Raw genomic sequence first — 24,735 nt, 5'->3', positions numbered from 1 at the left:
ACTACTTTAAGAGGGTATTCAAATGTCTGCATAGATATTGAATATCCTCTTTTTTATGTGCAGCCGATATCACGATTCTGCTCATTACCGTAGAATCCTCATTTGGGTATTTGAAATTGGTAACGATTATGCCGTTTTCTTCAAGTTTTTCGGTCAGGGTCATATCGGAAAAACTAAAAGCAGGATGGTTCTTCATATGCGTAAATTGATTGATATCCGATACTGTATCCGTAAAAAACTTTATATTACCCTTCAATGTTTTTCTATTTTTTTGATAAAGTTTCTCACTTTGAAAAAAAGTGGCCAAACCAGAGGGGGATGCGGGACTGGCGCCACCAAAAAAAGGGGTATCCATCAATACTGAAATTCTATGTGCCGTACCAAAAATACCACCGGCCTGTATGCCAAAACCTTTGCCCAATGAACTGGACACGATCAATTCTTTAGGACTCAATTTTTTAATCGTTTTGTAAACACCGCCACCATTATCCCCTACAATACCGATACCATGTGAATCGTCAACGACTAAAATAACCTTGTTCAAGGGTAAGAGTTGTAAGCCTTTAAAATTAGGATAGTTGTTTCCCGAAAAATCTATGGAATCCAAAAAGACTACCGGAACCGATGCCTCCTTGGATTCTAAATGTTCGCATACTTCATCGGCTAACTGACCAAATGTTGCATAGGGCTCTAATTTGGTTTGGAAAAGGGCAGAATGTGTGTTGGGCGCATAAAAAAAACGATAGTTTGATGTACTTAAATATTGAGAAATAAACTGACCTGCCAAGTAACCAGAAGACATGGTCAAACAAGCTTCAGCGCCAACAATTTTAGCCAAATGCTCTTCCGCTTTTTTAAAAATGGGCAATTGTACATTGGATTTTCGGGAAGCCCCGTAATTTGTACCGTACCGTTTTAGGTTTTCGATAAATATATTCTGGAAGGCTACATTGGTCTGTAATCCTAAATAAGCAGTACCCCCAAAGTAAAGGTATTTGGTATTGTTGAGAACAATTTCTCTGCCAGGAAAACATTCTACGTAATGCTTCATGCAATAAGGTTTACGCCACTACCGCCCAAAGTGGGAAATCTTAGTGTACCATCATCTTTTATGGTAACACCCGTTGCAATATCTTCTTTTAACAACATGGCACCGTCCATATCCACAAAATCCAGTTGGGGCACTAATTGCGCTATGGCAGATATGCCTACGGTAGATTCGGTCATACAGCCCACCATCACTTTTAGCCCCAATTCCTTTCCTTTTCTTATCATTCTCAAGGCGGGCGTAAGTCCGCCACATTTGGTCAATTTTATATTGATGCCATTGTAATACAATGCACATTTTTCAACATCGGTCTCTACTATACAACTTTCGTCAGCTATTACCGGGAGTACACTGTCTTGCATTACTTTTTTCATACCTTCCCAATCATCTGCCTTCAATGGTTGCTCCAAGAACTCAACCCCCAAAGCCTTTAGTAAAGGTGCATTATGTACGGTTTCTTGAGCGGTCCAAGCACAATTGGCATCTATCCTAAAAATGGCATCGGTATGTTTTCTTAGCTCCCTTACAATAGCTACATCATCCTCAGTGCCTAATTTTATTTTATAAATGGGCCACGGGGTTTCTTTCATTTTTCGCACCATTTTTTCGATAGATGCAATCCCAATGGTATAGTTCGTTATCGGGTAATTTTTGGTATTTGTACCCCATATCTCGTACAATGGTTTATCAAGTAGCTTTCCATACAGATCATGTGCCGCTAAATCCAAAGCGCAAATAGCGAAATGGGTCAGTTCCTTTTCCACTAAAAAATGATGGAATTTTTCGGGTGTTTTGAAGTCAAAATCATTTATTTCGTCTTCGATAACTTTTATTTCGGCCATCATACTTTCTACGGTAATCTTATAGTATGGGTTAGCGGTTGCTTCCCCATATCCTGTTTTACCGTTGAATATAAGGCTAACGATAAGGGTGTCTTGAAAATCATGGGACTCCCGCGATATGCTAAAGGTGTGTTTGAGCGGGAGAACGTATTTTTTAAGGCGTATCTGCATGTATAAAATGATTTATACTAATATAAAGAAACCAAAACGGGTAATAAACTAAAAACCCACCTAAATTTAGATGGGTTTAATCGGTATTTGGTTGTTTGGATATGTTAGTATTTATGCACACTCCCTGAAACCGATTTCTTGGTCTCTACATTGGGTTCGCCCAAATAGGAGATGCTACCACCGCTACTGGCGTCGGCTGTTAAGGATTTGGACACGTGTATTTTTATGTTGCCACCACTACTGGCATCGGCCCTACAGGTTTTTACCTCTAATTCCTTTGCATTTATGTTGCCACCGCTGCTTACGTCAACTTCAGCCTTATCCGCGGTTCCCGATACACTAAGGTTGGCTCCGCTACTAGCTTCTATATCAACTTCACTGGCGATAAATTCGGCGTTTAAAATGGCCCCACTGCTGCCGTCAACTTCCAGGTTGTTTGATTTGATCGTATTTTCTGAGGTCAACTGAGCTCCGCTTGATGCTTTGATGGCAGTTATATCAGGTAAGGAAACGTATACTTTTTTGGTGGCGTTCCCTATGTTTTCAATAGCATGTACTTTTAATCTACCGTCCCTTATATCGGTTCCGATGAGGTCTATGATGTTTTCATCGGCCTCTACTTCAATGTTAAAATCTTTGGCCTGTGTTACGTAGACCTGTAGACCTTCCGAAGCTGTGATAATGGTAAATTCATCGGTAATTTCCCGGGTCTCGTTTACTACGACCCCGTTTCCTTTTTTACCGTTGCCAAAGTTGATGTCAAATGCGCAGGACGATAAAAATACCGCGATGATAAGTCCGATTGCAATTCTTGCTAGTGTTGTCATGATTTTGTTGTTTTAGATTGTTTTTCGTTGATGTAAAATTGTTGTTTTTATTGCTTTGATACTATTCTTTTGGAGCGAACTGTTGATTGTTTGTGATGAACTGTTTTAAATAGTGTCGTTTTCCTTAGCTTTTATTTTAACACCATCTTCATTCAACTTCATTTTAAAGGACTCGCCATTGTCCTTAACATCAATATCGATTCCGTTTTCATCGATTATGATTTTCCCCTTTTCCCCGTTATCGTTGATGTTGATATCTATACCATTTTGATTGATGCGTATACGGTTATCCCCATCATTTTCATCGTATTCCAATACTTTTTCAGGGCATTCTTGGCATTTTAGTTCCCCGTCCAGTCCCATCATCCATGTGAATTCCTGTATTTCACAACCGTCCGCTCCACGGTCGTTATCACTTTGTACTTTCCAGCAGCGTAGATTACCGTTGTTATAATTCAATAAGGTTCCAGCGGGTATGTATAGCGATACGTAAGCTTCTTGGTCATGAAAACCATTTTCCTTACCGGTACTCAGATATTCATCCAAATAAATGGTATTGCCGTCAACACTGTAGGTATAGTTGATGTTTTTAGCCGTTGTCCTAGCTTCTTCAAAGGAAGGGCCATCGGCATCTTTTCTGATCTCTAACCTAAAAATCGAATCTTTTGACTTTTTTAATCGCACCCGTATATCTTTGGACAATAAGACTTCTTCCCCCTTTTCGTCATAGGTCAAAATCATGTCCCCTATGTGCATATTGCCCCTACCTTCACTATCTGTCGTGACCATGGTTATGTTTACGGGAACATCCCCATTTGGGATAAACAGTTCATGTTTTTCGGTGAAACTACCATCGTAGGCGTGTGCCGCAGCCTGTCTTACGCCAAACACAATGAGCATGATTACCGAGATCAACCATAGCCCCAATAAGGAAAACTTGGCAATATTACCGATAGATTTTAAGTTGGTCACTAGGATTTTCAAACCCAAATACAACAGGAAGAAAAAAGGAATACCTACGGCGAAGAAACCCAATAGCGATACGATCCAAGCGGGTATGTTACTGGCATCCATAATATTATAAAAATCTATTCCCGGTATATGCACTGCACCGGCAATACCCACGGTCAATAGTGCCACAAATAGGCCTATTATGGCCGAGGCCCCGATAATAATCAACAAGATACCTATGAACTTACCGAATATTTTAAAGAGAAACATGATAATATCCCCTAGGGTGTCAAAAAATGTTTTACCAGAACTTTTCACTTGGTTGCCTACCTTCTGGTAATCCACACTTTTTACTTTGTCTGCAACCTCGTCAAAACCCTCTTTTACCTTTCGCTCGATATTACTGATGTTGATATCTTCCCCGCGCATGTCCAACTTTTGGGAAGTAGTCGCCGCTTCGGGAATCAAGATCCATAACAGCCCATAAAGTAAAATAAAGCCACCACCGGACCCTATGGTCAATATAATCCATAAAAGTCGTACCCATATGGGGTCAATACCCAAATAGTGTCCCAACCCCGATGAAACACCGGCCACGTACTTTTGTTCGGTATCACGATATAGTTTTTTGGTGCCCGGTGTTTGATTGGCTGTGGTTCTACTTTTGGGTTCATCCTCAAAAATATCCTCATCTACCATATAATCTTCCGGTTGTCCCATTATGGTAATCACCTCGTCTACCTCTTTATGGGTTATGACCTGCCTTTCGTTTTCCAGCTTTTCTGTAAAAAGTTCGGCTATACGGGCTTCGATATCGGCCAATATTTCGTCGCTGCCCGGTGTGTTGGCGAAAGAACGTTTTACCGACTCCAGATACCTTCGCATTTTGTTGAACGCATCTTCATCAATATGAAAGAGTATATTGGCGAGATTTATATTTACTGTCTTGTTCATTTGTATATTTTTTATGACCTGTAGATGTTAAGGCCTTATGTTTTTAGTTGATTGTTAACTGTTTTTTGTGACTATATTGGTCGCATTTCTAAGTTCGTCCCAGGTAGAATCCAGTTCCTTTAAAAATAATTTTCCGGTTTCCGTTAATGTGTAATATTTTCTTGGTGGTCCCGATGTTGATTCTTCCCATCTATAATTTAAGAGCCCGGCGTTTTTCAACCTTGTGAGTAGAGGATAAATAGTACCTTCCACGACCAGCATTTTCGCATCTTTTAGGGTTTCTAGAATTTCAGAGGCATATTTGTCCTTACCGTTTAGGATAGACAATATGCAGTACTCCAAAACCCCTTTGCGCATTTGTGCTTTTGTATTTTCTACATTCATAATTTCCTTTTGTTTTTTATGCAGCCCCGGCTTTTGACGGGATTGCTCCTTCCTTTCTGCTATCGTCCGCATGGTTTGACTTTTCGTTTTTTGATTAATGAATAAACATTTTTACCTTGATTAATGATTACCTAAAACTTGTTTAGGATAGATTGATTGATAATTAAACTCCCAAAGGTGTGATGAGTACCTTAGATTATTTTGGTTTGTATTGGTGATCGTAACTTAACTCTCGCTTTACCTTCCATGTATTGTTCTCTTTTATCCACACATGGGTAAATTTGGCGATATCTCCTTTTTGATATTCTTTATTGGCGTCCAAAAACTCAAACCTATGCACCCCATGTTGAATGGCACCATATAATGCTCCTTTATTATACAAAGGATATACTCTTAGACTACCCTCTAATAAAATACGCTTGGCAGGTTGTGGTTGTTGCGCATCCATTTTTGCGCAGTTTTCTTTCATAGGCTTTAAAAAACTTTCCCTTCCTATGGTCATACCGCCCTTGTCATGATAAAACTCAAAGTCTTCGGTAAAAATTTTTTCCAGAACATCGGTATTACAAGTATTGAATGCCGCATTGAACAAAATACTATCGTACTGTTTTAAGGTTCGATAGAGCTCCGAATCCTCGGCAACTTGTGCAGATAAGGCATTCGTTGAAAAAATGATTACAATGATTACCAATATGTTTTTGAACATACCCATTACTTTATAAAATTGATGGTTATGGGATATTTAAAAGTTTGCCCCTCGTTGGTACGTATGGTCGCCAAAATGGTATACACCATATTGATAACGAATAGGACCCCTTGTAAAAGCCCACTGATACCCAATGGCAATAACCAAGTGCCGAACCTAAAGTCATCGCTGTCAAAATTGATGTTAAGGTTGTTGAAGTTGTTGATGCGATTAAAGCCAAAGTGGTCCAAATCAAAAATATTCGGAAAAAATCCGATGAAAAAGGGAATACTGATAATACCCAGTACTATAGAGTAGAGTAGTAGGCTTATCTGAAAATTTAAAGCTTGCTTTCCGTTATGGTCAACAAATTCATATTGTTTTTTGTTGGCGCTCCATAAAACTAACGGAATGATAAAATTCCCAAAGGGGATAAAGAACTTGGAGAAAGTTGAGGCGTGGATTATGGCCGATAAATTTCTTTCGTGCTTTGTTAATGATTCTGTCATGGCTCGTTCGTTGATTTTGATTGTTCGTTATTGTGTTAAAACAAATTATATAGATAACCTAATAACTTCTTATGCAAATATATATCTAAAATAAGGTACTATGCAACACATAGTACTCAAAATTAACAAATAATTAACAATTAAACCTTCATTTATTTTCAATACTTTTATAGAAAATAAACTCTCTTATGGCAACTACTACGGGCAAGTTCAATACATTTACTTTTTTTAAACTGCCTTCGGCATGGTGGTGTGGTGTGCGATTAAAACATTTGGACAAAACCAGGGCAATCGTTACCGTAAAACATAGATGGATCAATCAAAACCCTTTTAAATCCATGTTTTGGGCCGTGCAAGGCATGGCCGCGGAACTCAGTACTGGAGCTATGGTTATTGACCAAATCAGAAACAGTGGTAAACATATCTCTATGTTGGTGGCCAATAATAATGCAAGCTTTACCAAAAAAGCAACGGGCAAAATAACCTTTACGTGTGAAGATGGGCATTTGATAGGTGATGCCATAGATAAAACGATTGCCACAGGCGAAGGGCAGACGTTTTGGATGAAATCCGTTGGTGTGAATGTTGATGGGGTAGTGGTATCTACTTTCAATTTTGAGTGGACGGTACGGGTAAAGAAAAAGTAGGTTAATAATAATTGGTTTTGAGTAATTGGTACGTCAATTTTCGTCTTTCATATTTTGGTTTATAAATTAATGACGTAGAAAAGCTACAATAAACTCCTACACATCATATCAAAATCTACCGTGTAACAAATTCTAAGAACCATCTACTAACAAGGAAAATTATAAAAAATGAACGCACACGAAGTAGATTATCAAATTTTTGGGGAAGAAATGCAATATGTAGAAATAGAGCTTGACCCACAAGAAGCTGTAGTGGCCGAGGCGGGCAGCTTTATGATGATGGACAGTGATATTAAAATGGATACCATCTTTGGAGATGGTTCCAACCAAGACAGCAGTGTTCTGGGTAAAATATTTTCGGCCGGTAAGCGCATGCTGACCGGAGAGAGTCTTTTTATGACCGCTTTTTTAAATATAGGTCAAGGAAAAAAACAAGTCAGTTTTGCATCACCCTATCCCGGTAAGATTTTAGCTATTGATTTATCGGAGACTTCCGGAAAATTCATTTGCCAAAAAGATGCTTTTTTATGTGCGGCCAAGGGTGTATCGGTTGGTATCGAATTCTCAAAAAAATTAGGTCGTGGCCTGTTTGGCGGTGAGGGCTTTATTATGCAAAAATTAGAGGGTGACGGTATGGCATTTGTACATGCGGGCGGTACCTTGGCTAAAAAGGTTTTGGCACCTGGAGAGATCTTAAAAGTAGACACGGGTTGTATTGTGGGGTTTACCAAAGATGTAGATTACGATATTGAATTCGTGGGAGGTATAAAAAACACGGTTTTTGGTGGGGAAGGTTTATTTTTTGCAACCTTAAGGGGCCCAGGTACGGTTTATATCCAGTCCCTACCGTTTAGCAGATTGGCCGGTCGTGTTTTGGCGGCTATCCCAAGAGGTGGTAAAGATAAGGGTGAAGGTAGTATTTTGGGTGGCTTGGGTGATATTATTGGCGGAGATAGGGGATTTTAGCAGTTGAACTCGGTTAAAATTCAAAAACAAAAAGTTATTTTTAAGTCTTCAACGCAAAACCTTGAACTGCTGGATGAATTTTCAAAATCAAATCAATTTCCTAAAAAACCTTCAAAAGAACAACAACAAAGAATGGATGGATGCCAATCGGAAGTGGTACAAGGAAGTCCGAGATGATTTTATAGCCTGGTTGAACGAAATGAACGCTAAATTGGCCGAAATTGATGACGAATACTATGATACGCCAGGGAAAAAAGGTATCAATCGCATCAATAATAATTTGATGTTTCATCCAAACAAACCTGTTTATAAAGACCATTTTGGAGCTGGACTGGATAAACGTCCCGGTACGGGTGACTTTTATGTAGAGATTGGTATTGAACGCTCTATGTTGGCGGGTGGACTTTGGAGGCCAGACCCTAAAAGACTTCGTAGTATTCGCGATGCCATTGATTATGATGGAGAGAAATTGCAGAAAATCCTGAATAAAAAATCTTTTAAGAAAACTTTTGGAGGCTTGTACGAAGACGTAAAATTGACCAATGCACCAAAAGGCTTTTCAAACGACCATCCACATATAAGCTTATTGCGAAACAAAACCTTTGCCGTTGCCACCGAATTTTCCACCGAAGAAACGAGTAAAAATAATTTTGATGAAAAACTGATTGCAGTTTACAAAGAAATGCTCCCCTTTAGACGCTATTTGAACAAAGCCGTAACGGTATAATATTTTTAAGAGGTTGAAAAACAAGTATATAAAAAATATTAAAAAAGAAGTTTTATCAAATAATTGGTATACGCTCAATAAATTCACATTTGACTATCAAAAAGATGACGGCAGCTGGGAAACCCAGCAACGAGAGGCCTACGATCGGGGTAACGGTGCAGCCATTCTTTTGTATAATGTTGAACAACGAACGGTAGTGCTGACCCGGCAATTTAGAATGCCAACTTTTGTAAACGGCAATGATGATGGAATGATGATCGAAGTTTGCGCTGGACTTCTAGACGGTGATAATCCCGAAGATTGTATTAAAAAAGAAGTAGAGGAGGAGACAGGCTATAAAGTCGATCACGTAAAAAAAGTCTTTGAATCCTACATGTCACCGGGTTCGGTTACCGAAATCCTTCATTTTTTTATCGGCAGGTATGAACCGCACATGAAAATAGGTAAGGGTGGCGGTGCAGATGACGAGACCGAAAACATAGAGGTTTTGGAGTATGCTTTTAAAGATGCATTGAAAATGGTTTCAACAGGCGAGATTATAGATGCCAAAACCATTATGCTATTGCAATATGCGGCCTTGATGAAGGTATTCAGCTAAATCAATACCTATCTCTAAGCAACTCAAAAATATACTGCATATGCTTCTTTATTTCTAAAGTTGGTTGCCGGTAGTGATTGTTCATAAAACTAAAAACCAAGGTCTTTCCGGACTTCGTAACAAGATAACCGCTTAAATTGTAGGTATTGCCCATACCACCCGATTTTGCATGTATATAGGATGGTGAGTTGTTTGCTTGTTCGCTTTTTACCAGTTGGTTATAGGTATTAAAATACTTGAAAAGCTCTTCTCTAGGAGTTTCTTCAAGAAGTTTACCGAGTACTTGAACCATTGACTCTGGCGTAAATAGATTGTAACGGGACAAACCCGAACCATCTACCCAACGGGGCACTTGTTTTAGATCAGAAAGGGCGTTTTGCAACATAAAATCCCGGACTTTGGATATACTCAACGTGTCGGAAAGGGTTGAAGATGACAAAACCAATAGCTGTTCCGCAAGAAAATTATCACTTTCATGCATCATTCTTCTTAAAACGGTATCTGTAGGGGTACTGTAAAAAGTCGATTTTTTCCCTTTGGGCATAGAGGATATCAAGTTTATTTTTTTACCCAAAACATTTTTGAGCATTTTTTTGGTCAATATCGTGTCCGTTTTAAAGGGAATCTCTATGGTATCATTTGATGTTGGTGGATAATAGAATATATTTTTGTTTTCTTCCCGCGCTTTGGTATAGCGTAATTCTACAACGTTTTCTTTAAATACAGTCGGCCGTACCGTTAGGGATTCGTTTTTGAAAATAGTTGCTACATTACCGTACATGGGTAGTGAACCTCTTTCGGGTTGGTAATAATAGGTATAATCCTCCCAAGCCCATCCCGGCCCAAACTTACTTTCATTAAAATTTGTTGCACAAAATGAAACGTTTTCAAATCCGTTTAAAAAATCCAACGTTTTACGATTGTCAAAATAGGTATGTAAAAAGGTAGGGTCACCGGTTCCTTCAATAAAAAGGGTATCGTTTTTTACTATATATTTTAGGCCGGGAATGGTATCGCCCAAAAGTTCCAATGCAGTATACAGGGTAAAAATTTTGGTATTGCTGGCAGGGATAAAATATTTTTGATGATTTTTACGGTAAATGGTATCCTGTGTATATGGATTCAAAACCAAAAAGCCAGTAAACTGATTTTCAAAAAGACTTTGGGCGAGTACGGTCTTCGTTTTTTTTTGAATCGTTTTTTTACTGCTCGTACAACTTATTATCATAGATAGTAGCAAAAAAATATAAAACGTTTTGACCATTTGTAACGTAAAATTGGGTTTAACATGAAATTACCGAATTTTTAACAGATATGGAGCAATAACGAATATAGTTTTTTGTTTAACTTTATAGAGTAGAAAGCAATAAATATTAACCAATTTATTAAACATTTTTGATAATTATGGCTAGAGCTATGTTGGAGTATACAAAAACCGTTCTCCAAAAAGTTAGTTTTGACGCAAAGCTTTTTAGTAAAGAATTACAAAAAGCCATTTCAAGGTTATTACCTTATGAAATTGAAGAATTAAAACTTTGGTTAAAGCAATTTATAACTGATAAACCGGAGTTGGAACAAACCTTAATCTATTTAAAAACATAAAAAAAGCCACTGTACAGTGGCTTTTTTTTATACCATATTATTTAAACTACCAATTGTCATATATTTCATTTTGCTTATAATTCAGCTCAAACAACCACATAGTATCAGGAGAAATGACACTTAATTTTGACATTGTGCTATTTATTGAGCGGGCTAATGATTTTTACGTCATGAAAGGCGATGGCTCCCCTAACAATACTGGAAATCACGTCTCTGAGCGCCTCGGTTATCTGTATTTTAAGTTCACTTTTATGGTAAATCAAACTTACTTCGCGTGCCGGGGAAGGGTTATTGAAATGTCTCAGGTTTTTCTTTTTGGAATCATCAAGTTCCAACGTATTTAGATAAGGTAACAAAGTCATTCCCAAATCTTCGTCCGCCAAATTTACGAGGGTTTCAAAGCTTCCGCTTTGCAATTGAAAATGTTCGGTTTTCATATCCTTGGGCATATTGCATAAATTAATGACGCCATCCCTAAAACAGTGCCCATCTTTCAACAATAAAATATCGCTGATTTCCAAATCTGAGGGATTCAGCTTTTCTGCCTTTGAAAGTCTATGGTTTTTGGGCACATACCCTACAAAAGGTTCATAGTACAAGGGTCGCTCTTTAATAAATTCAATTTCCAATGGTGTAGCGGCTATAGCGGCATCTAAATGCCCATCTTGTATATTTCTGATCAAACTATCGGTATTCTGTTCCTTGATGATCAAATTAACTTTCGGGTATTTTTGAATAAAAGCCTTTAGGAACATTGGCAACAAAGTAGGCATAACGGTCGGGATGATGCCAAGGGTAAATTCTCCGCCTATGTACCCTTTCTCTTGGTCAACGATATCTTTGATACGGTTGGCCTCGTTCACGATATTTTTGGCTTGTGCCACTATTTTTTTTCCCACCTCGGTTATGGAAATGGGCTTTTTTCCGCGATCAAAAATGAGAACATCCAGTTCATCCTCTAGCTTTTGCACTTGCATACTTAACGTAGGCTGTGTGACAAAACTTTTTTCGGCAGCCAAGGTAAAGTTTTGATATTCGGCAACGGCTAAAACATATTGTAATTGAGTTATGGTCATACGTAGGTATTGATAGTATAAAATTATCCGTTATGCATTTTGATGAAAACCCATTAATTCGAATGGATTTTTACGATTGAAATGGTGTACAATTTAAATCTCTTCAACTTATATATCGACACCATAATCTTTTAAAATACACATTGGGTTAAAATTATAAAAACTATCAGTAAAATCGATATAAAAATGAACTGTTATTCTATAATCTTATGATACGGATATTTGATAAAATAGAAAAAGCCTACAAATTCCAATGGATTTCATAGGCTGTGATGCCATATATTGTTCTGCTTTCAGAACCTAACGGAAATCGATTTGTCCGCATCGGTTACTTCAAATTTTGTACCTTCAAAAGTTGGAGGTCCCATGGTCATGTCATTACCGCTCATGCTGTAATTTTCTTTCGGCATACCGTTTGCTTCAAAATCCATTCTTTTGTTCTCGTTCTCGTCGTGCAAGATCATAATCGCATAAGTACCAGGAACTACATTTTCAAAAGTAAAGGTCATTTCACCTTTTTTGGCAGCTTTCTCCAAATCGGTCACTCCTGCACCTTTCATAAAGGTATCCGCAGTATGTAAAGATGCCATTACGTTACCATTTTCATTAAGTACGTTTTCAATGGTCAATGTAACGGTTATGCCTTCAGCATCTTGTGCGGTGGCGATCATTCCTGTAAATACTAATCCTAAAATAAGTCCTAAAGTCTTCATATTGTTTTTATTTATATCCTGTGTTTGTTACAGCAATTGTTAATGATGGCCCAAAAATGCAACGGTCCTCGCAATGTTGAAAATTGGTACGACCCAATTGTTGATTTTGTACGCTGAATTGTAATTTCAACCGTTTTTGTTACTTTTAATGGTAAATACACCGTTATGAAAATACAGCTAGGTTTTCTTCTGACTTTTTTGTTCTTTCATACAACAGTCATTTATTCGCAAATCTCTTATAGTCCCAATAATACAATTAGAAATACCATCAGAAAAGAAATATGGAAAGAGCTTAAGTTAAAAACACCCCAAAAACAAAAATTTCTGCTAGGCCTGGTTTTCAATTCCAATGAACCGTTTGTAAAATATGAAAAAGCGGCAAAGCAACGCGGATGGGAACCTTATGAAATAGCCACCGCAGCGGCGTTCTTTAGAGTGGTATGCTCAGAAGTAGTGCAGGGCGAGGATTATACCGAAACGCAATACAAACAAATCTATGAACAGTTCAAGAAAGATTTTTCTAGAGACAATATCGATTCAAAACGTACCGATATTTTTAAACAAAGAAAATATGATGCTTTGATTTTAAAAGCCTTTTGGGTGGCCAGTATGTTTGAGTTGGCCAAGAAAAATAGTCCCGAGATACAAAAATTGGCCGAGCAATTGCTTCAGGAAAATCCCTTGGTAGATTCCAATTCAATACAAATACAAGAAGAAGTTGATGCGTTTGAAGATGCATCGCCAACGGTATCAGCACCAAATACCCAATCCCCACCATTGGCCGATGCTTTATCAAAAATCGAGGATGTGATTTTGAGAACGGTAACTTCATATGGGTTAAACGGTGTATACATAAATAATGAGGTAAACATACTTTATAAAAATGGAGATGTTTTTACCAACCCATTTAAACCTTTGGAATCATTTGATATAGCTGCATCAAAAAAGAAAAATCCAAAAAAATGGGACCGGTGGGCAAAGAAGGGAAATACGCTATACGTCACCAGAAGTAAAAATGGAAAAACCTATGATTGGAAAAAGTTTTTTCCGTTGAGGAAAGCGTCTAAAGGTTTTACGTTAAACGGTAAATTCAATACGAGCGATCCCTTTGGGGGAGCTACGGTCATAAATGTCAGTACGGTTGTTTTTGATGATAAAGGACGATTTGCATGGGTAACCGTAAAGGGCGGTAGTACTAATTGGAAATCTATTTATAGTAAAAGTACTTCTGCCGGAAGATATGAGATCAACACCTATACCATTACCTTGAAATACAATAATGGTAAGGCCGAATCTCTTTTCTTTGGCCTATACCCAAAGGATAATGAGCATTTTATCATAGGCAGCAGCCATTTTGTTCCGGTACAAAAATAATATTCCAACAATTCGGTACTAAAAAATTACAGTTCGGTATACTTCATTATAGCGCGCTGTACTTAAATAACATCTTTGTTTCGTCAATCAATAAAAAAGTAATGATGAAACAGTTATTTATATTTTATATCGCATGCTTTACAACTTTTACGTATGCACAGACTATCATTAGCGGTCAAGTAGTGGATAAGGCAAATATTCCCATTGTAAGGGCAAATGTCTACTTAGAGGGTACATATGACGGGGCCTCTACTGATGATAACGGGAAATTTAGTTTTGAAACATCGGAAACCGGAACGCAAAACCTAATAGTTTCCATGATGTCATTTGAAACTTATCTACAGGCGGGCGATGTCACTTATTTGCAAAATATGAAAATTACCTTACGCGAGGCGATAAATCAATTAAACGGGGTAACGCTAACGGCAGGCAGTTTTCAAGCAGGGGATAATTCAAAAGTATCAGTCTTAAAACCTTTGGATATCGTTACCACGGCAGGAGCTGCAGGCGATTTTATAGGAGCTTTGCAGACTTTGCCCGGTACTTCAAATGTGAGTGAAGACGGTCGGCTTTTCGTTAGAGGGGGCCAGGCAGGGGAGACACAACAGTTTGTTGACGGTCTCCGTGTTTTTCAACCCTTTAACGCAACTGCCAACAATATTCCCACTAGAGGTCGTTTGTCACCCTTCCTATTTAAAGGGATTACCTTTAGCACGGGAGGATATTCTGCTGAATACGGGCAAGCACTCTCAGGCGTATTATTATTGAACACTATTGACGAACCAGATCAAGAAAAGACCGAAATATCCGTTTTATCGGTAGGAGGAGGTTTGGGCAGAACAGAAATTTGGGGAAACAAGTCGCTCAGCGTCAACGCACAGTATATCAATTTTGCACCGTATCAATGGCTCATTCCCAACGAACAAGGTGCACGCTGGAACAAACCCTACGAATCTATTTCCGGAGAGACGGTTTTTAGGAGCAAAACGGACAATAGCATCTTTAAATTCTATACAGGTTTTAATCAAGCCAATCTAGATTTAGATCAAGAGGATATCAATTTTGATGATTTCGTAAATTTTAGATTAAAGAACAGCAATCTTTATGCGAACAGTTCTTACAAACATTTTTTTGACAAGGAATGGACGATGACCGCTGGCGCCAGTATTTCTTCCGATAGAAATGATATCGGTGTTCAGGCCAATACTATTGATGCCAATGAAACCGCAGGCCATTTAAAGGTTAAACTAAAGAAGAACTTCAACAACCGGTTTCAATTGAATATGGGGGCAGAACATTTTATAACGGATTATCAAGAGAATTTTATCGCTCCCGATGGATTCACCTTTGATTCCGGCTTTCAGGATAATTTAAGTTCGGGTTTTGCAGAAGCGGATGTGTTTTTCAGCAACAAATTCGCCATGAAACTAGGTGTACGTGGCGAATATTCTAGCTTTTTAGAGGAATCCAACATAGCACCACGGGTATCTTTGGCTTATAAAAGCAGTAAAAACGGACAGTTTTCCTTAGCCTATGGGGATTTTTACCAGAACCCTTTGACTGAATCTTTAAAATTTGACCAAAGCTTGAGTTTTGAAAAGGCTTCACATTACATTTTGAATTACCGTTACTTATCTGATGGAAAAACCTTTATTGCGGAAGCCTACCATAAAGAGTATGATAACCTCGTGAAGTTTGATACCGAAATGCCACAATTCAATTCTGAATTCAATAACCTAGGGAACGGTTATGCCACAGGTATCGATATTTTTTGGCGTGACAACAAGAGTATAAAAAACCTGGATTATTGGGCATCGTATTCTTATTTGAATACAAAGCGTGATTTTCGAAACTTTAGGGAAAGCGCTACCCCGAATTTTGCTCCGGCACATAGTTTGTCTTTGGTAACAAAGTATTGGGTAGAAGATTGGCGTTCGCAAATCGGGGTTTCTTACAATTATGGCTCTGGCAGGCCGTATGACAATCCGAACACGCCCGAATTCTTGGCGGAGAAAACAAGACCGTTCAATAGCCTTAACTTGAACTGGGCCTATTTGATTTCACAGCAAAAAATACTGTTCTTTTCAGTGACCAATGTTACCGGCTTTAAAAATGTGAACGGCTATCAGTACGCCAATACACCAAATATGGACGGTGTTTTTGAACGCCGTGCGATACGACCAACTGCCGATGCATTCTTCGTGGTAGGGTTCTTTTGGACCATAAGTGCCGACAAAAAAAGCAATCAATTGGATAATCTGTAATAAAATTAAAATAGTATCGTGATCAAGTCGCTCTTTTGGAGCGGCTTTTTTATTGCAGCCTTATGTAATCTATCTCCAATTTAAAATCTTCCGCTTTTTTATTTCCTATCAAAAATGCGATTTCCGCCAAGGCTCTGCCATCATAATTAGGTATATCCAGAATGTTGCCTCGAAAGGCAGGGTACATATCGGAGAACTTTACGGTTATGGTTTGCCAATCACCATTGGTCTCAATTTTTGAAATATAGGAATGTCTCTGATAGCGTTGGGATTTTGCCCTAAACTGATAATTTTTCCTATCGCCCCTTAATTTGATTTCGAATCTGGAATATGGTTCGGTAGAAAGTGTTTTTATCGGATACCGTATCGATGAGAATCCGCCATTGTTTTCTAAAGATACGTATCCACTAAATTCACCGTGACCTTTCTTGTTCAATTTAAAACTACCTTGGGATAGACCGCCCATAACACCATCATTTACTACTACCCACTTACTGATATCAGAATCTCGGGAAAAGTCAAATAAAGAGATGTTGTTCATAAGTAGAAATATTAAAATGATTTTGATGGGTAAATGCATATGATTTTCACTTTAACAAAAAAAGCGTGAAATAATTGAGTATAAAGGTATGACTATTGATTTATTTTTTCGGAATAGTTATTGTATTCCCTAGATAGACCATTAATTATATTCATATGAAAAAGATACTCCTAGCTCTAGAGCTTCTCCTCATACTGTCCTGTAGTACGGAAAACACATCAATTTTGGATATTGACACCAAAGTCTCAAACAATATGGAAAAATCGGAACAAATCGTTGATGACGTACCCAACTTGGGCAATAGGAGCAAACAAGCTATTCTCGCGTATTTTGATGCTCTTATTACCAATAAGCAGATTATCGTAGGGCAACATTGCGGTGATGGCCCCGATGCAACGGCATCGTATTATGAAGATTATGTTGACCGTTTGGCTGATGAAACGGGTAGGACCGTTGGTATTATAGGTGCGGATTTTGGTTTTTTTCCTAGTACGGATTACCCTGTTGATACTTTAATAGAACATTGGAAATCGGGAGGATTGGTCACGGTAAGTTGGCATGCGGACAATCCCTTTTTAGATGGGTATGATGTATACTGCAACACTGTAGAGAACAAAGAAAAAATACATTTAAAAACCCTATTGCGTGGGGCGAACAAAACCAATAAGGCCTGGATAAATTACAGGACGGAACTGGATAATATGGCCGGAGCATTGCAGCAACTTCGGGATGCGGGAGTCACGGTAATTTGGCGACCTTTTCATGAAATGAACGGAGACTTTTTTTGGTGGGGCATCAACGCATACAACAATCAACAGACCAATTCGGGGGATTTTAAGGCACTTTGGATCGATCTTTACAACACATTGACCTATGAATATGGCTTGGACAATCTTATTTGGACCTACTCGGTAATTCCAAAGACCAGCTGGAATGCCGGGGTGACCGAATTTTATCCCGGGTCGGATTATGTGGATTTAGTCGGTATGGATTATTATGGCCAAAACCCCGATTTTCCCGATTATGAAAAACTAAAAACATTGGGTAAGACCATTGTTATGAGCGAATGTGGGCCATCTGAAAACAGTTATGGAAATTGGGATACGATGCATTTGGCCCATGCCTTAAAAGGCAAAGCTGCTTATTTTTTACAATGGCATAGTTGGGACGGGGCCAAGGTTGCCCTGAAAGACAATCATAATACGATTGAAATGATGAACAGCCCTGCTGTAATTACAAAAGAAGAGATAACGGTTCCAAAAGATTTTTGATGACCTTGTTCAACTTTTCATTTCATTTGCAATGGCATTGCTTCCCGGATTATTGGTTTCTTCCAATTCTGATATAATTTTGGCATGGTCCTGTTCTCGACCTTGTGAAAGTTTATACGTAGCCTGAATATCGTCGATAGAAATTTGAAAACCCACAACACCTTTTATCTGTCTCATGGTTTTGGATGACATATCGCTCAATGAGATTGGGTTTTTGGAATTCTGTTCATATTTGGCCACAAGTTTGTGCATCGACTTTAAAACTTCGTCTTCTTCCAATATTTTGAGTTTGCCATAAATATGTACCGCTATATAGTTCCAAGTTGGTACTTCTTCGGCTTTGTACCATGAGGATGATATGTAGCTATGCGGCCCATTGAAAATACAGAGCACTTGATCGGTTTCATTAAAATGTTTCCATTGTGGATTGGCTTTGGCGATATGGCTTACCAAAATATCGTTTCCGTGTTCATCGGTGTCAAGCTCCAAGGGAATATGGGTAGCCCAAGGTTTTCCGTTTACCTGATTTATTAAAATGCCAAAACTGTTGTGTCTTAAAAAGTCTTTTACTTGGCTTAAATCTTCGTTTTTGTAATGATCGGGAACGTACATAGGGTTATTTATTGATAATCAAATTTTAAAAGAACTGGTAGATGATCGGATATGTATTTATTGTTTTCCATACGGTCATCAATATGTATATAAGATTTTACCTGTAGGTTCTTCGTAAATATATAATCAATACGTTGGTCCAAAACCCTATCTGCATCAAAACCGTTAAACGTGCCTATTGGGCCATAAAAAGCGTTTCCAACAAATTTCATACCGTCTGTAAATGTTTCTTGTAGCTTTTGTATTGGTTTTTCTCCGGGCATCAAGTTAAGGTCGCCCATTAAAATTATGGGATGATTTTTACTATTCAATTCATTTATTTTTTTGATGATTAGGCTAACCGATTTTTCTCGTGCAATTTCCCCAACATGGTCAAAGTGCGTGTTAAAGACAAATAGTTTTTGATCATCCGCTATACTTTTGAAAAGGCCATACGTGCAGATACGTTCCATTGAAGCGTCCCAACCTACCGAAATCGTGTCAGGAGTGTCCGATAACCAAAACGTTTCGCTTTTGATAAGCTCAAACAGTGAAGTGTCATAAAAAATGGGTGAAAATTCCCCTTTCAATTTTCCATCGTCCCTACCAACACCAATATATTCATAAGAGGCAAGATTATCATCCAAATATTTCAATTGTTTGTGAAGCACTTCCTGCATACCAATAAATTTAGGGCCATAATGACGTATTAAACTTACCATGGCCTCTTTGCGGCCGTCCCAATTATTTACGGTATCCTGTACGTTATCGTATTTGATATTGTAGGACATCACACCTATTTCTTGAGCTGCGATAGGATGTAAAAAAAACATCACGAGCAGAAACAAAAATGTAGCGGTTTTCTTCAAAATATAGGATTGTAATTGATTTAATTTCTTCATCAAGTTAGCGATTTTGGTTTATATTTTAAACCGGGAATTATAAGGATGTTCACATCGAATATAACATTTACAAACTGTCTTGATGACCTGTTGTGTATTTTGATGAAATTCTTCTTCTTGATATAATTTTTCATTCTTTTGAATCATAAAAATCCACCCGAACTGAATACTTACCTCAATATTTATAATAGGTTTGTGGCACATATAAAATGTTACGTAAACTAATTATAATTGTTTTACATGCAGATTTTATCGATTTAGCGTGAAACTGCTCAGGAAATTATCTCACCATCAATTTTTTCTTCTATGATACTGCCTTCTCTAATGTATACGTAATATGAATGGTTTTCGTCATCGAGCGATACCGATTTTTCAACTTTTCCATCGATAAAATGAATAGCGGAGCGATCGTCACACGCATATCCGTCAGTTAAACTTCCTTCCAAAATGTTGTTGTGATATAAGGGCCGCCTTGATTTTTCTGAATTGTAATGTGGGCAATGGCTTTTATCGATAAAGCGCATCCCCTCTACGATACTTAATTCCTTAGGTCGGGAATCGGTTGTACCACCATTGAACCAGCATAGGGAACCTGCACTGCCACCGCCCATCACCACACCGTTGCCATAAGCATTCTTCAACAATAGGTCAATGCCCTGGGCTTTCCATATGGCCAACATATTTAAAGTATTGCCGCCACCTACCACGATAACATCCATAGCGTTGATAATCTCGGCAAATGTTTGTTTATGGTCATAGGAATTTACCCAAACTTTGAGCACATGTGGGGCAACATCTATTTGAGAACATACCCCATAAAACTTTTCGATATAAGCATCATCATCTCCACTGGCTGTTGGTAAAAAACAAATATTGGGTGTTTTTTTACCGGTAATCCGTGCCATATGGTTTAAGAAAGGTTTTGTGTGACGGCCACTACCATACACGAATAGTTGTTTTTTCGCCATAGACTAAAATTTGTTATGGTTACGTAAAAGAAAGGATTTTATTCACTACTCTTTTGGGAATTGTTTCGGCTACCGCTGTTCCTGTTACTGTTTTTTTTTCCGCGGTAATTTGAATTTCCGGAGCGATTTCTATTACGGTTTTTACTTCTATTTTGGTTTCTGGGTTTTTGTGATTGCTTTTGGGGCTCTCTTTGTTGGTCCGTATCATCTTCGTCAATGAATTGATGCTCGGGCATTCTAGGCACCTCTTGCCTTATCAATTTTTCAATATCCTTTAAATAGGGCCGTTCTTCCTTATCGCAAAATGATAGCGCTATACCGCTGGCACTTGCCCTGCCCGTGCGCCCTATACGGTGCACATAAGTTTCTGGCACGTTGGGCAAATCAAAATTGATGACCAAGGAAAGTTCTTCTACGTCAATACCACGTGCAGCGATATCGGTGGCTACCAACACCTTTAATTTACCATCCTTAAAATCACCCAAGGCCTTTTGACGGGCCGTTTGGGATTTGTTGCCGTGAATGGCAGCAGACCTAATATCGGCCTGGGCCAATTTTTTCACTATTTTGTTTGCGCCGTGCTTGGTTCTTGAGAATACCAAAACCGAGTCGGTGGGCTTTTCCTTAAGCAGATGTACCAACAGTTTGGGTTTGTTTTTTTTACTTACAAAATATACACCTTGCGTTACTTTTTCGGCTGTGGCCTGTTGTGGCTTAATGGTGACCTGTTCAAAATCCCCTAGAATGGAACGGGAAAGTTCTACAATGGCCTTGGGCATCGTTGCTGAGAAAAACAGCGATTGCCGATTTGCCGGTAATTTGGCGATGATTTTTTTGATGTCGTGTATAAAACCCATATCGAGCATTTGATCAGCTTCGTCCAACACGGCGTATTCAACATCACGTAGAGAAATGAAACCTTGGTTCATCAAATCTAAAAGTCGCCCGGGCGTAGCGATTAAAATATCGATGCCATTACGCAATATATCTACTTGCTTTCCTTGTTTTACCCCACCAAAAATCACGGTGTTTTTTAGTCCCGTATGTTTCCCGTAGGCCGTAAAACTTTCCCCGATCTGAATGGCAAGTTCACGTGTGGGGGTTACTACCAATGCCTTGATGCGTTTTCTGCCTTTCTGATTATTTGGTGATGTATACAAATGATGAAGGATGGGAATCCCAAAAGCTGCCGTTTTTCCAGTTCCTGTTTGGGCAACACCCAACAAGTCTTTTCCTTTTAACAATATGGGTATCGCTTGTCCTTGAATAGGGGTAGGTTGGGTATACCCTTCGGTTTCCAAAGCTTTTAATATGGGTTCGGCTAAACCTAGATCTTTAAATGTCATAATTATTTATAAGCGGCGAAGATAAGGTTAAAGCTGCACTTAAATTGAAAAGCTAGAATCCATTATTTTTTTGTAAGAAATAGATTTCAGTATTTGTAAACAACAATACGATGTGTTTTAACCATGTATTTTTGGGTTTGCACAACATTTATTCTATGCTAGGCGACATATAAGGTAATTTTATGGTAAAGATTTTGGTCAAAAACCACTTTAAATTATAATTAATCAATGCGGATACACTTATCTCTTTTTACTTTTTTTATTTTGATGTTGTGTAATGTTTGCATGGGTCAAGACACTTTTGCCGATGATTTCAACGTGCGTAGCTACACCAACAATGATGGATCTGAAAATTTTTTGGGGGGGTGGGTAGAGACTGGAGAAAATACTAATGCGACAAATGGCCGAATACGCATTGATAACAATGGTACCAATCGTAGGCTTCGCTTTACCAATATGGACGGAAGGTACATTACGAGAAACTTGGACTTATCTGCCTATGCGACCGCAACGCTTACCTTGGATTATGAAAGAACAAACGGTGATGAGACCATTACGGTACAAATGTACAATGGTAGCAACTTCGTTAGCGTTGGGGTACTGTCCGGTACCGGGAGTTTTTCGTACAATTTGAACCCTAACGAAATTAGTGCAAATTCTGCCATACGATTCATTGCTACTGATGGGAATTGGGACGTAAATCAAGAACGTATTTATATTGATAACCTACTTTTCACTGCGCAACTTCCAAACCAACCACCTGTTGTCGCCGGTTCTGGTAGTCAAACCTATTGTCCTGGCGGTTCGGTACCTGTCGCAGAATCTATCAATATTACCGATCCCGACGATACAACAACTACTGCGGTATATATCCAAATTTCCAATGGTTATGTAAACGGAGAGGATTTACTGACCTTGACGGGCAGCCACCCTAATATCACGGCATCATGGGATGCAACTCAGGGAGAGATAACGCTACTGGGACCAGCTGCATATAGCGAATTTGAGACTGCTATACTGGCAACTGAATTTTCTTCGAGCTCTACAAACCCATCTGGAACACGCCAATTTTCCATTACTGTGGGCGAGGCGAATTTCCTGCCCAGTACACAACACTATTACGAGTTTGTGTCAGACCCCGGTATCACTTGGACAGATGCTGAAGCAGCCGCAAGCAATAGAACCTATTTTGGATTGCAAGGGTATTTGGTAACCCTAACATCGCAACAAGAGGCCGATTTTTCGGGCTCTCAAGCCCAAGGTGTTGGTTGGATAGGTGCCAATGATGTAGCCGTAGAAGGCGAATGGCGATGGGTCACTGGACCAGAAGCTGGAACACTGTTTTGGAATGGAGGTGTTGGTGGAACTACAATAACCTATGATTTTTGGAATAACAATGAACCGAACAACTGTTGCGGAGGAGAAGATTATGCCCATATTACCGACAACAGTGTAGGTATACAGGGGTCATGGAACGATTTGCCCAATACAGGTGGGGGTGGTGCCTATGCATCACAGGGGTACGTAGTGGAATACGGGGGAATGACAGGAGATCCGATTTTGAACCTAACGGCCACCACCAGTATAACAATCGATAACACAGGGCCTACTTGGGTAACGGCTACCGGAGCCTTGGATGAAACTTACGAGTGTGCCACAGATGTGCCCGGATTAAGCGCATGCAGCGACCTGCGGACAACATATTTTAACGAACAGCAGTATTCTTGGGGGTTTGGACTACAAAACAATACAGGTTCGGTAGTTGATTCTTGGGAAGTACAGATAACTAATGCCGATTATCAATTAGATCCAACACAGTTGTCAAATCAATCAGCATTTGATTATTCGGAAATCGATAATGGTGACGGTACTTTTGATTTGATTTTAACGGGAACAAGCTCTATCCCTGCTTTTGGGGGAATACCTGGGGGAAATATACAATGGTCAGGGGTAAATTTTGGTTTCAATCCAAGTTCCGATGGTATATCTATCCTTTGTGGTGCCGTAACATTTACCCCGCCAGTGGCTACTGACGATTGCGGAGCAGTAACAGTGACCCAAATTAGCGATGTAATAACAACCTTTAATTCCCAGAATGATTACGTTAGGGTAATTACCTATCAGGCTATCGATAGCAGTGGCAATACAAGTGTACCTTTTACCAAAACCATAACCGTAAACGATAGTACCGATCCAACAGCATCAAACCCACCAAACATGAATGTATTTTGTTCTGATGATATACCTTTACCTGACGTCACCGTGGTAGATGATGAAGCTGATAACTGCTCGGGCCAGTTAACGGTTATGCATATTGGTGACATTTCTGATGGAGGTTCCAATCCTGAGACCATAACAAGAACGTATCGTATCAGCGACTTGGCCGGGAACAGTACTGATGTTACCCAAAGCATTATCGTTTCCGATTTTTTGGTCACCACCCAACCTTCAAACGTATCGACCATAGCAGGCACGAGCATAAGTTTTTCAGTTGTGGCTGATAATGTTGATATATGGCAATGGCAGGTCAGCACAAATAGTGGCGCAACATTTACCGATATTACAGATGGTGCCGATTATTCCGGAGCACAAACCAGTACCCTTACGTTGAGTGATACTGCTGTTGATATTTCCAAAAACGGATTTATGTATCGTGTCTTGGTGTCCAATTCATCTTCATCGTGTACGGCCGTTGCCTCTGATAATGCCTCGTTGACCGTAGCAGTAGGTAGCGTTATCACCAATAGGAGGATTACCTATAGAGTAAAAAAAGAGTAA

24 protein-coding genes are annotated in these 24,735 nt (G+C 38.9%); 9 read left to right on the top strand and 15 right to left on the bottom strand.

Going from position 1 to position 24,735, the window contains the following annotated elements; genetic code table 11:
* Position 1 precedes the first annotated feature (1 nt).
* From HYG79_RS01280 to HYG79_RS01250, 7 genes are all read right to left on the bottom strand, one after another.
* Positions 2-1,051: an aminotransferase class I/II-fold pyridoxal phosphate-dependent enzyme gene (locus tag HYG79_RS01280; RefSeq protein ID WP_179240373.1), complete on the bottom strand. Its 1,050-nt coding sequence runs from the start codon at positions 1,049-1,051 to the stop codon at positions 2-4.
* Positions 1,048-2,061: a dipeptide epimerase gene (locus HYG79_RS01275; RefSeq protein ID WP_179240372.1), complete on the bottom strand. Its 1,014-nt coding sequence runs from the start codon at positions 2,059-2,061 to the stop codon at positions 1,048-1,050. The genes HYG79_RS01280 and HYG79_RS01275 overlap by 4 nt, the downstream gene beginning before the upstream one ends.
* 104 nt (positions 2,062-2,165) lie before the next feature.
* Entirely contained in the window at positions 2,166-2,888 is a 723-nt protein-coding gene (locus HYG79_RS01270) for a head GIN domain-containing protein (RefSeq protein WP_179240371.1), read from the bottom strand.
* Between the two features lie 105 nt (positions 2,889-2,993).
* Positions 2,994-4,793 (bottom strand): PspC domain-containing protein, encoded by a 1,800-nt coding sequence (locus HYG79_RS01265; protein ID WP_179240370.1) that lies wholly within the window; start codon positions 4,791-4,793, stop codon positions 2,994-2,996.
* 54 nt (positions 4,794-4,847) lie between these two features.
* The gene (locus HYG79_RS01260) at positions 4,848-5,177 is read right to left on the bottom strand and encodes a PadR family transcriptional regulator (RefSeq protein ID WP_179243454.1); all 330 of its coding nucleotides are present in this window, start codon (positions 5,175-5,177) and stop codon (positions 4,848-4,850) included.
* 196 nt (positions 5,178-5,373) lie between these two features.
* Entirely contained in the window at positions 5,374-5,883 is a 510-nt protein-coding gene (locus HYG79_RS01255) for a nuclear transport factor 2 family protein (protein WP_179240369.1), read from the bottom strand.
* Positions 5,884-5,888: 5 nt separating this feature from the next.
* Complete coding sequence (locus HYG79_RS01250; protein WP_179240368.1) at positions 5,889-6,371, bottom strand: DUF4870 domain-containing protein; 483 nt, start codon at positions 6,369-6,371, stop codon at positions 5,889-5,891.
* A 188-nt stretch (positions 6,372-6,559) separates the two neighbouring features.
* On the opposite strand from HYG79_RS01250, the gene HYG79_RS01245 reads away from it, so the two are divergent.
* From HYG79_RS01245 to nudK, 4 genes are all read left to right on the top strand, one after another.
* Positions 6,560-7,018, top strand: a complete 459-nt coding sequence (locus HYG79_RS01245; protein ID WP_179240367.1) for a DUF4442 domain-containing protein — start codon at positions 6,560-6,562, stop codon at positions 7,016-7,018.
* 168 nt (positions 7,019-7,186) lie between these two features.
* A complete protein-coding gene (locus HYG79_RS01240; RefSeq protein ID WP_179240366.1) occupies positions 7,187-7,984 on the top strand; it encodes a TIGR00266 family protein in 798 nt (265 codons plus the stop codon).
* A 73-nt stretch (positions 7,985-8,057) separates the two neighbouring features.
* Positions 8,058-8,711 (top strand): DUF2461 domain-containing protein, encoded by a 654-nt coding sequence (locus HYG79_RS01235; protein ID WP_179240365.1) that lies wholly within the window; start codon positions 8,058-8,060, stop codon positions 8,709-8,711.
* Between the two features lie 13 nt (positions 8,712-8,724).
* Positions 8,725-9,309, top strand: a complete 585-nt coding sequence (gene nudK / locus HYG79_RS01230) for a GDP-mannose pyrophosphatase NudK (RefSeq protein WP_179240364.1) — start codon at positions 8,725-8,727, stop codon at positions 9,307-9,309.
* A 1-nt stretch (position 9,310) separates the two neighbouring features.
* Here the strand turns inward: nudK and HYG79_RS01225 are convergent, their stop codons facing one another.
* On the bottom strand, positions 9,311-10,537 hold the full coding sequence (locus HYG79_RS01225; RefSeq protein ID WP_228027910.1) for a D-alanyl-D-alanine carboxypeptidase: 1,227 nt from the start codon (positions 10,535-10,537) through the stop codon (positions 9,311-9,313).
* A gap of 176 nt (positions 10,538-10,713) precedes the next feature.
* On the opposite strand from HYG79_RS01225, the gene HYG79_RS01220 reads away from it, so the two are divergent.
* Positions 10,714-10,911 carry a hypothetical protein gene (locus tag HYG79_RS01220; RefSeq protein ID WP_179240362.1) on the top strand — a complete coding sequence of 66 codons (198 nt, stop codon included), beginning with the start codon at positions 10,714-10,716 and terminating at the stop codon, positions 10,909-10,911.
* 137 nt (positions 10,912-11,048) lie between these two features.
* Here HYG79_RS01220 and HYG79_RS01215 read toward each other — a convergent pair whose 3' ends face one another.
* Positions 11,049-11,987, bottom strand: coding sequence for a hydrogen peroxide-inducible genes activator (locus tag HYG79_RS01215; RefSeq protein ID WP_179240361.1), 939 nt, complete (start codon positions 11,985-11,987; stop codon positions 11,049-11,051).
* 293 nt (positions 11,988-12,280) lie between these two features.
* Complete coding sequence (locus HYG79_RS01210) at positions 12,281-12,700, bottom strand: DUF2141 domain-containing protein (RefSeq protein WP_179240360.1); 420 nt, start codon at positions 12,698-12,700, stop codon at positions 12,281-12,283.
* A gap of 165 nt (positions 12,701-12,865) precedes the next feature.
* Between HYG79_RS01210 and HYG79_RS01205 the strand changes: the two genes are divergently transcribed.
* Positions 12,866-14,074: a DUF6683 family protein gene (locus HYG79_RS01205; RefSeq protein WP_179240359.1), complete on the top strand. Its 1,209-nt coding sequence runs from the start codon at positions 12,866-12,868 to the stop codon at positions 14,072-14,074.
* Between the two features lie 104 nt (positions 14,075-14,178).
* The gene (locus tag HYG79_RS01200) at positions 14,179-16,338 is read left to right on the top strand and encodes a TonB-dependent receptor (RefSeq protein ID WP_179240358.1); all 2,160 of its coding nucleotides are present in this window, start codon (positions 14,179-14,181) and stop codon (positions 16,336-16,338) included.
* 49 nt (positions 16,339-16,387) lie between these two features.
* Here the strand turns inward: HYG79_RS01200 and HYG79_RS01195 are convergent, their stop codons facing one another.
* Complete coding sequence (locus HYG79_RS01195) at positions 16,388-16,879, bottom strand: CIA30 family protein (RefSeq protein WP_179240357.1); 492 nt, start codon at positions 16,877-16,879, stop codon at positions 16,388-16,390.
* A 155-nt stretch (positions 16,880-17,034) separates the two neighbouring features.
* On the opposite strand from HYG79_RS01195, the gene HYG79_RS01190 reads away from it, so the two are divergent.
* The gene (locus HYG79_RS01190) at positions 17,035-18,150 is read left to right on the top strand and encodes a glycosyl hydrolase (RefSeq protein ID WP_179240356.1); all 1,116 of its coding nucleotides are present in this window, start codon (positions 17,035-17,037) and stop codon (positions 18,148-18,150) included.
* A 9-nt stretch (positions 18,151-18,159) separates the two neighbouring features.
* On the opposite strand, the gene HYG79_RS01185 is transcribed toward HYG79_RS01190, so the two are convergent.
* The 4 genes from HYG79_RS01185 to HYG79_RS01170 all read right to left on the bottom strand — a co-directional run bounded on the left by HYG79_RS01185 (position 18,160) and on the right by HYG79_RS01170 (position 21,957).
* Positions 18,160-18,762 carry an FMN-binding negative transcriptional regulator gene (locus tag HYG79_RS01185; protein WP_179240355.1) on the bottom strand — a complete coding sequence of 201 codons (603 nt, stop codon included), beginning with the start codon at positions 18,760-18,762 and terminating at the stop codon, positions 18,160-18,162.
* Between the two features lie 8 nt (positions 18,763-18,770).
* Complete coding sequence (locus tag HYG79_RS01180) at positions 18,771-19,643, bottom strand: endonuclease/exonuclease/phosphatase family protein (RefSeq protein ID WP_228027909.1); 873 nt, start codon at positions 19,641-19,643, stop codon at positions 18,771-18,773.
* A gap of 272 nt (positions 19,644-19,915) precedes the next feature.
* Positions 19,916-20,611, bottom strand: a complete 696-nt coding sequence (locus HYG79_RS01175; RefSeq protein ID WP_179240354.1) for a Type 1 glutamine amidotransferase-like domain-containing protein — start codon at positions 20,609-20,611, stop codon at positions 19,916-19,918.
* A 38-nt stretch (positions 20,612-20,649) separates the two neighbouring features.
* Positions 20,650-21,957, bottom strand: coding sequence for a DEAD/DEAH box helicase (locus HYG79_RS01170; RefSeq protein ID WP_179240353.1), 1,308 nt, complete (start codon positions 21,955-21,957; stop codon positions 20,650-20,652).
* Positions 21,958-22,242: 285 nt separating this feature from the next.
* Between HYG79_RS01170 and HYG79_RS01165 the strand changes: the two genes are divergently transcribed.
* Entirely contained in the window at positions 22,243-24,735 is a 2,493-nt protein-coding gene (locus HYG79_RS01165; RefSeq protein ID WP_179240352.1) for a C-type lectin domain-containing protein, read from the top strand.

Origin of the sequence: Costertonia aggregata (assembly GCF_013402795.1) — a bacterium.
GTDB classification, from domain to species: domain Bacteria; phylum Bacteroidota; class Bacteroidia; order Flavobacteriales; family Flavobacteriaceae; genus Costertonia; species Costertonia aggregata.
Note: the sequence above shows the minus strand (reverse complement) of the source record. Positions and strands in the feature narration are given on the sequence as shown.